At 69.0% G+C, this 8,862-nt stretch carries 9 protein-coding genes; 4 read left to right on the top strand and 5 right to left on the bottom strand.

Annotated elements, in window-relative coordinates; translation table 11 throughout:
- The 4 genes from FW784_RS10175 to prmB all read right to left on the bottom strand — a co-directional run.
- Positions 1-477 (bottom strand): type IV pilus assembly protein FimV (locus FW784_RS10175; protein ID WP_425481630.1); only part of this gene is annotated, 477 nt, incomplete at its 3' end.
- 79 nt (positions 478-556) lie between these two features.
- Positions 557-1,570, bottom strand: a complete 1,014-nt coding sequence (locus FW784_RS10170) for an aspartate-semialdehyde dehydrogenase (protein WP_149353235.1) — start codon at positions 1,568-1,570, stop codon at positions 557-559.
- Between the two features lie 107 nt (positions 1,571-1,677).
- Complete coding sequence (gene aroC / locus FW784_RS10165; RefSeq protein ID WP_149353234.1) at positions 1,678-2,769, bottom strand: chorismate synthase; 1,092 nt, start codon at positions 2,767-2,769, stop codon at positions 1,678-1,680.
- Between the two features lie 3 nt (positions 2,770-2,772).
- Complete coding sequence (prmB, locus tag FW784_RS10160; protein ID WP_149353233.1) at positions 2,773-3,705, bottom strand: 50S ribosomal protein L3 N(5)-glutamine methyltransferase; 933 nt, start codon at positions 3,703-3,705, stop codon at positions 2,773-2,775.
- Between the two features lie 79 nt (positions 3,706-3,784).
- On the opposite strand from prmB, the gene FW784_RS10155 reads away from it, so the two are divergent.
- The 3 genes from FW784_RS10155 (at position 3,785) to FW784_RS10145 (ending at position 5,822) form a co-directional block, all read left to right on the top strand.
- Positions 3,785-4,426 carry an SCO family protein gene (locus FW784_RS10155; RefSeq protein WP_149353232.1) on the top strand — a complete coding sequence of 214 codons (642 nt, stop codon included), beginning with the start codon at positions 3,785-3,787 and terminating at the stop codon, positions 4,424-4,426.
- A complete protein-coding gene (asd, locus tag FW784_RS10150) occupies positions 4,423-5,268 on the top strand; it encodes an archaetidylserine decarboxylase (RefSeq protein WP_149353231.1) in 846 nt (281 codons plus the stop codon). The genes FW784_RS10155 and asd overlap by 4 nt, the downstream gene beginning before the upstream one ends.
- A 65-nt stretch (positions 5,269-5,333) precedes the next feature.
- Positions 5,334-5,822 (top strand): hypothetical protein, encoded by a 489-nt coding sequence (locus FW784_RS10145; RefSeq protein WP_149353230.1) that lies wholly within the window; start codon positions 5,334-5,336, stop codon positions 5,820-5,822.
- Between the two features lie 83 nt (positions 5,823-5,905).
- Here FW784_RS10145 and FW784_RS10140 read toward each other — a convergent pair whose 3' ends face one another.
- Positions 5,906-7,465 carry a transglycosylase SLT domain-containing protein gene (locus FW784_RS10140; protein ID WP_149353229.1) on the bottom strand — a complete coding sequence of 520 codons (1,560 nt, stop codon included), beginning with the start codon at positions 7,463-7,465 and terminating at the stop codon, positions 5,906-5,908.
- A gap of 133 nt (positions 7,466-7,598) precedes the next feature.
- Between FW784_RS10140 and FW784_RS10135 the strand changes: the two genes are divergently transcribed.
- A partial coding sequence (locus tag FW784_RS10135) for a helicase HerA-like domain-containing protein (protein WP_149353228.1) occupies positions 7,599-8,862 on the top strand: 1,264 nt, incomplete at its 3' end.

Genomic DNA, 8,862 nt, shown 5'->3' with positions numbered 1-8,862 from the left:
CGACGCCTGCGGCCGTTCGACCACCGGGGCGGCCTCGACCGCTGGGGCCTCAACCGCCACGTCAGGACCCGCCGCAACCGAGCCGGGCTGCGCCAGCGTCGCCGAATACTCGCGGACCAGCTTGCCCTGCCCCCAGTCCACCTCGACCAGGAAGTCCAGCAACGGCTGAGTCACCGGTTGCGTAGTGGTGATGCGGATCAGCGGGTGACCCTGCGCGTCGCTGCCCACCGTGAAGTGCAGGTCCGCAACGATGCCGTAGGGCGGCTCGAGCCCGACGCGCGTGAACGTTTCCGGCGACGCCAGCCCGGCGTCGAGGTCGACGAGTTCCGAGGCGTCGCTGCTGATCACCGGGATTTCCGCCAGCAGCGGCTCGCCGAGGCGCGACTTCACCTGGATCTGGCCGAGCCCCAGCGCCTGCGCGGAGCCGCTCGCAAGCGCCAAGGCGAGCAGGCAGGCGGATCTCAGCGTTGACCTCACAGGTGTCTCTCCCCTCGTTCGGCGCGACTCTAGCAGGCCCGGCGCGAACCGCACACGCGAACCGGCGCGCGAAACGGCCTCATTCTGCGATGACGAGTTCGGCCAGCTGCACGGCGTTGAGCGCGGCACCCTTGCGGATGTTGTCGGCGACCACCCACAGCGACAGCCCACGCGGATGCGAGATGTCCTCGCGGATGCGGCCGACATAGACCGGATCGTTTCCCGACGCATGCGTTACCGGCGTCGGGTAGCCGCCATCGCGACGCTCGTCCACCACTTCCACGCCCGGCGCGCTTTCCAGCAGCTGGCGCGCCCGCGCGGCGGTGATCTTGTCGCGCGTCTCGATATGCACCGCCTCGGAGTGGCCGTAAAACACCGGCACACGCACGACGGTGGGATTCACCTGGATCGACTCGTCGCCGAGGATCTTCCGCGTCTCCCAGACCAGCTTCATCTCTTCACTGGTGTAGCCGTTGTCGAGGAAATCGCCGCCCTGCGGAATCACGTTGAACGCGATCTGCACCGGATAGACCTCCGGCTTCGGATCCTGGAAGTTGAGCATCGCGGCGGTCTGGCGCCCGAGCTCCTCCAGCGCGCGACGCCCGGTGCCGGACACCGACTGGTAGGTGGCCACGTTGATGCGCTGGATGCCGGCTTCGCGATGGATCGGCGCCAGCGCGGTCATCAGCTGCATGGTCGAGCAGTTGGGGTTGGCGATGATGCCGCGCGGCCGAACGCGCAGCGCGTCCGGATTGACCTCCGCGACTACCAGCGGAACATCGGCGTCGCGACGGAACGCGGACGAGTTGTCGATCACGACCGCCCCTGCCGCTGCGAACTTCGGCGCGAATTCCTTCGACACGTCGCCGCCCGCGGAGAAGAGCGCGATATCGACGCCGGCGGGATCGAACGTCGCCAGATCCTTCACGGCAAGGTGGCGGCCCTTGAACACCACCTTCGCGCCGGCCGAGCGCTCGCTGGCGAGCAGATGCAGTTCGCCAACGGGGAAGTCGCGCTCTTCGAGCACTTTCAGCATGGTTTCGCCAACCGCGCCGGTGGCACCGACGATCGCGACGTTCACGGGGTTCTTCATTGGATTCTCGATCAGGTGGGTTCGCCGCGCGGCCCCGGGGCCATTCGCGGTAGTGGAGCGTGCGTGGTTCGATGACATGCCGCGCGAAGCATTGCGAGTGGCCGTCTTTATCGCGCGGGGTGGACGTCGCCGCATTGCGCGCGATGACGCAGCGCCTGGTCCATCAGCACCAGTGCGACCATTGCCTCGCAGATGGGCGTGGCGCGGATGCCGACGCAGGGGTCGTGGCGACCGGTCGTCACCACGTCGACTGCGTTGCCGGCCACGTCGATGCTTTCGACGGGCAGTCGCAGGCTCGATGTCGGCTTGAAAGCCACCGAGCAACGCAGCGCCTGCCCGGTGCTGATGCCGCCGAGCACGCCGCCGGCGTGGTTGCTGTCGAAGTCGGGAGCACCGCCGGCACCGGGCCGCATCACGTCGCGATGCACGGACCCGCGCATGGGCACCGCGTCGAAGCCATCGCCGATCTCGACGCCCTTCACCGCGTTGATGCTCATCAGCGCGGACGCCAGTTCCGCATCCAGCTTGCCGTAGACGGGTTCGCCCCAGCCCGCCGGCAGGCCGGTGGCGACCACGTCGACACGCGCGCCTACCGAATCGCCGGACTTGCGCAGGGCGTCCATGTAGGCCTCGAGTTCCGGCACCTGCGCCGCATCCGGCCAGAAGAACGGGTTCGCTTCGACGTCGGCCCAGTCGGGTGTCTCGGGACGCGACGAACGGATCTCGCCGATCTGGGAAAGGAACCCGCGAACCTCGACGCCGTCGCCGGCCAGCCACTTCTTCGCGATGACGCCGGCCGCGACCCGCATCGTCGTCTCGCGCGCACTGGAGCGCCCGCCGCCGCGCGGATCGCGCAGGCCGTACTTCGCCCAATACGTGTAATCGGCGTGTCCCGGGCGGAACTGCGCGGCGATCGCCGTGTAGTCCTTGCTGCGCGCATCGGTATTGCGGATCAGCAGCGCGATCGGCGTACCCGTGGTGACGCCCTCGTACACGCCGCTGAGAATCTCGATCTCGTCGGCCTCGTGCCGCTGCGAGGTGTGGCGCGTGCGCCCGGTCGCGCGGCGTTCGAGGTCATGCGCGAAATCGGTGGCCGCGAGCGGCAGGCCCGGGGGACAGCCGTCCACCACGCAGCCGATCGCCGGACCGTGGCTTTCGCCGAAGGTCGTGACGCGCAGCAGGTGGCCGAAGGTGTTCATGGATCAGTCGCGTGCGTCGGCCAGCGCGCGGATGCTCGCGTGGTGCTCGGCGAGGTCCTCGCGGCGTGCAACGAAGATGCCCATCTGCCCGACCTTGAATTCCACCCAGGCCAGCGGAAGTTCCGGCAGCAGCGTCGACAGCGCGCGCTCGGCCTCGCCCACTTCGCAGATCAGCACGCCGTGTTCGGTGAGGTGGTCCGGTGCGTCGCGCAGGATGCGCAGCGCAAGGTCCAGGCCGTCGTCGCCGGCGCGCAGCCCCAGGTCGGGTTCGTGCGAATACTCGGGCGGCAGCGCGTCGGTCTCGTCGTTGGTGACGTAAGGCGGGTTGGTCACGATCAGGTCGAAGAACTCGCCCTGCAGGTTCTCGAACAGGTCCGACTTCGCGAACTTCACATTCGCGACCTGCAGGCGTTCCTTGTTTTCCTCGGCGAGCGCGAGTGCATCGTCGCTGACGTCGATGCCGAGCACGTCCCAGTTGGGCTGGTAGTGCGCGGTCGCGATCGCGATGCAGCCGGAACCCGTGCAGAGATCGAGCACGCGCTCGACTTCAAGGTCGCCGAGCCAGGGCTCGAAGCCCGTCGTGATCAGCTCGGCGATGGGCGAACGCGGCACCAGCGCGCGGCTGTCGGACTTGAAGTTCAGCCCTGCGAACCAGGCTTCGCCCGTCAGGTAGGCGGCTGGCATGCGCTCGTCGATGCGTCGGCGGAACAGGTCGAACACGCGACGCATCTCGTCCTCGGTGACGCGCGAGGCGCCGTACACCGGGCTGAGGTCGTGCGGCATGTGCAGCGCGTGCAGGACGAGCTGCGTCGACTCGTCGAGCGCGTTGTCATAGCTGTGGCCGAAGGTCAGGCCGGATGCATTGAGGAGCGAGCCGCCGTAGCGGATCAGGTCGATGATCGAGGCCTGCTGGAAGGTCGGTAGACCGGCGTCCATTGACGTCGCACGCTGGGAAGGCCCGCGATTATAGCGGGCGCCGGTATCATCGCCGGTCCCGTCGGGCCCGGAGCCCAGCATGTTCAACCGGACGACGCTGCTCGTTCTCGCCGCCGCGCTCGCTGCCGGGCTCGGCCTGCTCGCCGCGCGCTTCGCGTTCGCGCCTCAAACAACGCACGCGCCGCCCATGAAGGCGGTGCACCTGATCGACCCGCCGCGCGCGGTGCCCGCGTTCAGCCTTCGGCAGTCCGACGGAACGCCGCTGGTTCCCGGCGAACTCAAGGGCCACTGGACGCTCGTGTTCCTGGGCTTCACGCATTGCCCCGACCTCTGCCCGACCACGCTCGCGGAGCTCGCGCGCGCGCAGAAGCAGTGGGAATCGCTGCCGGAAACGACGCGGCCCCGGGTCCTGTTCGTCTCGGTGGACCCGGACCGCGACACGCCCGATCGCGTGGGTGAATACGCGCACGCATTCCATCGCGACACGATCGCCGCCACCGCCGACGTGCCGACGCTCGAACGTTTCGCGCGCTCGGTCGGCCTGGTGTTCGCGAAGTCACCGCCCGCTGCGGACGCGCCTGCCGATGCCTATGCGGTCGACCACAGCGCGACGCTGGTGGCGCTCGACCCGGACGGCCGCATGGCCGGAATCGTGCAGCCCCCGCTTGACGCTGGGGCCATCGCGTCGGATTTCACCCAGTTGACGAAGGCCGCCCCATGAGTCTGGTTACGCGCATCACCTACGCCCTGCCCCACAGGCTGTTGTCGTCGATCGCGCGGTCGCTCGCATATTCGAAGCATCCAGGCGTCAGCCGCTGGCTGATCGACACGGTGACGCGCAAGTTCGGCGTCGACCTCGCCGAAGCAGCCGACGCGGACCCGCGCAACTACGACTCGTTCAACAGCTTCTTTACGCGTGCATTGAAGCCCGGCGTGCGCGTGCCGGACGCCGACCCCGCAGCCATCCTGATGCCCGCAGATGGGCGCATCAGCCAATGCGGGCCGATCCGCGGCGGCGAGATCTTCCAGGCCAAGGGGCGCAGCTTCACGGCGGCCGAACTGCTCGCCAACGAGACGGATGCCGCGCCCTTCGCCGATGGCCTGTTCGCCACGGTCTACCTGTCCCCGCGCGACTACCACCGCGTGCACATGCCGTGGACGGGCACGCTGACCCGTACCGTCCACGTGCCCGGGCGGCTGTTCAGCGTTGGCCCCAACGCAGTGCGGCTCGTGCCGAAGCTGTTCGCGCGAAACGAGCGCCTGGTCTGCCACTTCGACACGGACTTCGGCCCGATGGCAGTCGTGATGGTGGGTGCGCTGCTGGTGTCGGGCGTCGAGACCGTCTGGAGCGGCATAGAGATTCCGCAGTACGGCCACAAGGTGACGGAGAAGCGATTCGAGCGCGGCGTCACCCTGGAGCGTTTCGCCGAAATGGCGCGCTTCAACTACGGATCGACGGTGATCGTGCTGCTGCCGCCGGGCGTTGCGGCGCTCGACCCGTCGCTGCAGGCCGAGTCCGCGGTGCGCCTCGGGGAGCGCCTCGCGCGACGGATCGTTCCCTGACGGGCGGACGGCCAGGCGCGCGGTTCGCTCGTAACATCGAGCCTCCCATCGCGAAAGGAGACGCCATGCGCACGGTCACCCCATTGTCTGTCACGGTCGGATTGCTCATCGCCGGACTTGCCGCGGCGCAGGTGCCGCATCCGAAGTCGCACGGCGCGACGCCGCCGCCGCGCATGTCGAACAGCAGCGCGGGCCACGCGACCCCGTCGCCCGCGCTCATCGTCCAGGGCGGCATTTCGCCGCAGCCCGGTTGCTCACCGCAGTCCATGGGCGGCTACGCCCACGAAGCAAGTGCCGCGATCGGCCCCAAGCAGGACGACCCGGTGGGGCCGCGCCCGACGCAGGGGAATTCGCCGACCGCCATGGCGTCGGGCGCATCGCTCGTCAGCATCGGGCCGAAGCAGGATGATCCGGTGGACCCGCATCCGAACGGACACGCGGCGTCCACTGCCGTGGCGTCGTCGCAGGGCGCGGTGTCGCTGGGACCCAAGCAGGACGACCCGAGCCCGCCGCCGCCGGCCGACCTGTCGAAGTGCATGCCCGCGTCGCACTGAGCTGTCGGCGCAGCCCCGGACTGCAGAAGGCCCGCCATTCGGCGGGCCTTCTGCATCGTCGATCGCCGATCGCAGCGGAAACGTCAGCCGCCGCAGCCGTCCAGCCGCAGCGACTGCCCGCGGGTCAGCTGCCCGGCCGCCGGGAGGCCGTTCGCCTTCGCCAGCCCTTCGACCGAACAGCCAAACTTGCGCGCGATCGTCGGCAATGATTCACCGTCCTGCACCTGGTACTGGCGCGCGGTCACCGGTGGCGTAGGCAACGCTGACGCGGTGCTCGTCCAATCACCCGCGTTTGCGGACACCGGCCCCGCCGAAACCGACGCCTCGGCAGGCGTGATCGTCTGCAGCGGACCGGTACGCACCACCGCGCGGCTCGGGTCGCTCACCACCAGCGTGCGCGCGAGGTCGGCGCGCGCGCCCGAGGTGCACCAGCGGTCGTAGAGCCCGACGACTCGCGTCGTCGCATTCAAGGTGGTGCCTGCCGGCAGGAACGTCTCGGGCTGGTAACGCGGATTCAGGTTGCGCAACGTGCGCATGTAGCCCTCGCGCACGCCCTTGTTGCCCAGGCAGATGCCGAGCTGGTAGATCGATGCGGGCTGCGTCAGGCGCAGCGTCGCGGGCCTCGGGTCGACTTTCGGGAACGTGAGCCCGTATTCCTTCGGATGCAGGAACAGCCACGACGCGGCGACGACCATCGGCACGTAGTCGCGCGTTTCCGCGGGGAACTGGTTGTACACGGACTCGTCCCAGAACGAACGCGCCGCCGTGCCCTGGTAGACGCGCAGTGCCCTGCCCTCGCCGCCGTTGTACGCCGCCAGCGACAGCTCGATATTGCGGTTGAGTTCGCCCATCCGCTCGTTGAGGTACTCGGCACTCGCCTGGGCGGCGGCGCGCGGGTCGTAGCGGGTGTCGAAACCGGTGCCGTCGTCGCCGAGGCCGAAGCGCTTGCCCGTCGCATACATGAACTGCATCGGCCCGGCGGCGCCGGTGCGCGACGTGGCGTGAACCTTGCCGTTCGATTCCTTGGCCATGATCCCGAACAGCAGCGCTTCGGGCAGCCCGCGCTTCTGGTACTCGGGCCACATGAGGTAACGCATGTACTGGTAGTTCTCCCAGCTGGAGATCAACGATCCGCGCATGTCGGTCAGCCAGCGGCGGATCGCCTGCTGGACGGCCGGGTTGTACTCGACCATCCGGTCGAACCGGTGGTCCTGCGAGAGCAGGTGCGCGGCGTGCGCGGACTCCGGCACGTTCGCAGCGGCGCCTTCGTGCCCGATGCCATCGGCCGTTGGCGCGTCGTCGGCGTCGTCATCGGCCGCATCCGCGTCGATGGCGTGCTTGAGCAGCCGGTTGTACGTCGCCAGCATGGTGTTGACCGGGCAGCCGCGCTGTCGCACGCAGGCGGCCATCACGTCTTCCATGTCCTGCAGCGCGGCGTCGCTCTCGCGCTGCGCGTCGGGTTCGTCGTTTCGAACGGCGATCGCGGCGCGCGTGAATCGCTGCTCGGCGGCCTGCATCCGGGTGGACAACGCGTCGGTGGTGACGGGCGCTTCGCGGCGCGCGGCGATCGAACAGACGGGCAGGAGGAAGAGCGCAGCGAGGCAGGCCCTGAACAGCCGGTGGCGAGGAATGCGGGGGATCATGATGACGGCCGGGACTGCGGGGGGCGTTCGAGCGTAGCCGTCGCGTCCGTGCAGGGGCAAGGACGCATTGCGCCGTTCCGGCCGATCAGCGGTGCGTGGTTAGAATCGGGTCATCCCCCGACGCGGTTCCCCGATGACGCCTTCCATCCTGCTCGGCAAGACCGCCCCGCCCGAGCTCAAGCCGATCGAACTGCCCGCGCGCGCCGGAAATCGCCACGGGCTGGTCGCGGGCGCCACCGGTACCGGCAAGACCGTGAGCCTGATGACGTTCGCCGAAGGTTTTTCGCGGATCGGCGTGCCGGTGTTCCTCGCGGACGTGAAGGGCGACGTCGCGGGCCTCTCCATGCCGGGCACCGCGAACGAGCGCGTGCAGGCGCGCCTCGACACACTGGGCATTACCGACCACGCCCCGCAAGCCAACCCGGTGATCTTCTGGGACCTGTTCGGCAAAGCCGGCCACCCGGTGCGCGCGACCATCTCGGAAATCGGCCCGATCCTTCTGGCTCGAATGCTGGAGCTCAACGATACGCAGGCCGGCGTGCTCGACATCGGGTTCCGCATCGCCGACGACGAGGGCCTGCTGCTGCTCGACCTCGAAGACCTGCGCGCGGTGCTGTCGTACCTCGCCGCGGAGCGCCAGGCGGTATCGGTGAAATACGGGCTCGTGAGTGCGCCGTCGATCGCCGCGATCCAGCGCGCGTTGCTGCGGCTCGAATCGGACGGAGGGCTGCAGTTCTTCGGCGAACCCGCGCTCGAGCTCACGGACCTGATGCGCACGACGCCCGAGGGGCGCGGCGTGATCGGCGTGCTCGCGGCCGAGAGCCTGGTGCTGACGCCGCGGCTCTACTCCACGTTCCTGCTTTGGCTGTTGTCCGAGCTGTTCGAGCGCCTGCCGGAAGTCGGGGACATGGACAAGCCGCGGCTCGTCTTCATCTTCGACGAAGCCCATCTGCTCTTCGACGATGCGACGCCCGCGCTGCGCCAGCGCGTCGAGCAGGTGGTTCGGCTGATCCGCTCGAAGGGCGTCGGCGTCTACTTCTGCTCGCAATTCCCGGACGACGTGCCGGGGGAGATCCTCGGCCAGCTCGGCAACCGGGTGCAGCATGCGCTGCGCGCATTCACGCCCCGGGACCAGAAGGCCGTGCGCGTGGCCGCCGAGACGTTCGTGCAGAACCCGAAGATCGACATCGAGACCGCACTGACGCAGCTCGCCATCGGTGAAGCGCTGGTCTCTCTGCTGTCCGCCGATGGCATTCCGGCGCCCGTCGAGCGGGTGCTGGTGGCGCCGCCGCGCTCGCGCATCGGCCCGATCACGCCGGAGGAGCGGCAGCAGGTGCGCGCGTCGAGCGCCGTTGGCGCCAAATACGACCAGACGCTGGACCGCGACTCGGCGGCCG

This window comes from Cognatilysobacter lacus (assembly GCF_008274655.1).
GTDB lineage: Bacteria > Pseudomonadota > Gammaproteobacteria > Xanthomonadales > Xanthomonadaceae > Cognatilysobacter > Cognatilysobacter lacus.
The sequence above is the reverse complement of the archived record's forward strand: the minus strand, read 5'-3'. Positions and strand labels throughout refer to the sequence as shown.

What these genes read in the sequence shown, in the direction of transcription:
- aroC (WP_149353234.1), bottom strand. Translation starts at nt 2,769, where the DNA reads ATGAACACCTTCGGCCACCTGCTGCGCGTCACGACCTTCGGCGAAAGC.
- asd (WP_149353231.1), top strand. Translation starts at nt 4,423, where the DNA reads ATGAGTCTGGTTACGCGCATCACCTACGCCCTGCCCCACAGGCTGTTG.
- FW784_RS10155 (WP_149353232.1), top strand. Translation starts at nt 3,785, where the DNA reads ATGTTCAACCGGACGACGCTGCTCGTTCTCGCCGCCGCGCTCGCTGCC.
- FW784_RS10140 (WP_149353229.1), bottom strand. Translation starts at nt 7,465, where the DNA reads ATGATCCCCCGCATTCCTCGCCACCGGCTGTTCAGGGCCTGCCTCGCT.
- FW784_RS10170 (WP_149353235.1), bottom strand. Translation starts at nt 1,570, where the DNA reads ATGAAGAACCCCGTGAACGTCGCGATCGTCGGTGCCACCGGCGCGGTT.
- FW784_RS10145 (WP_149353230.1), top strand. Translation starts at nt 5,334, where the DNA reads ATGCGCACGGTCACCCCATTGTCTGTCACGGTCGGATTGCTCATCGCC.
- prmB (WP_149353233.1), bottom strand. Translation starts at nt 3,705, where the DNA reads ATGGACGCCGGTCTACCGACCTTCCAGCAGGCCTCGATCATCGACCTG.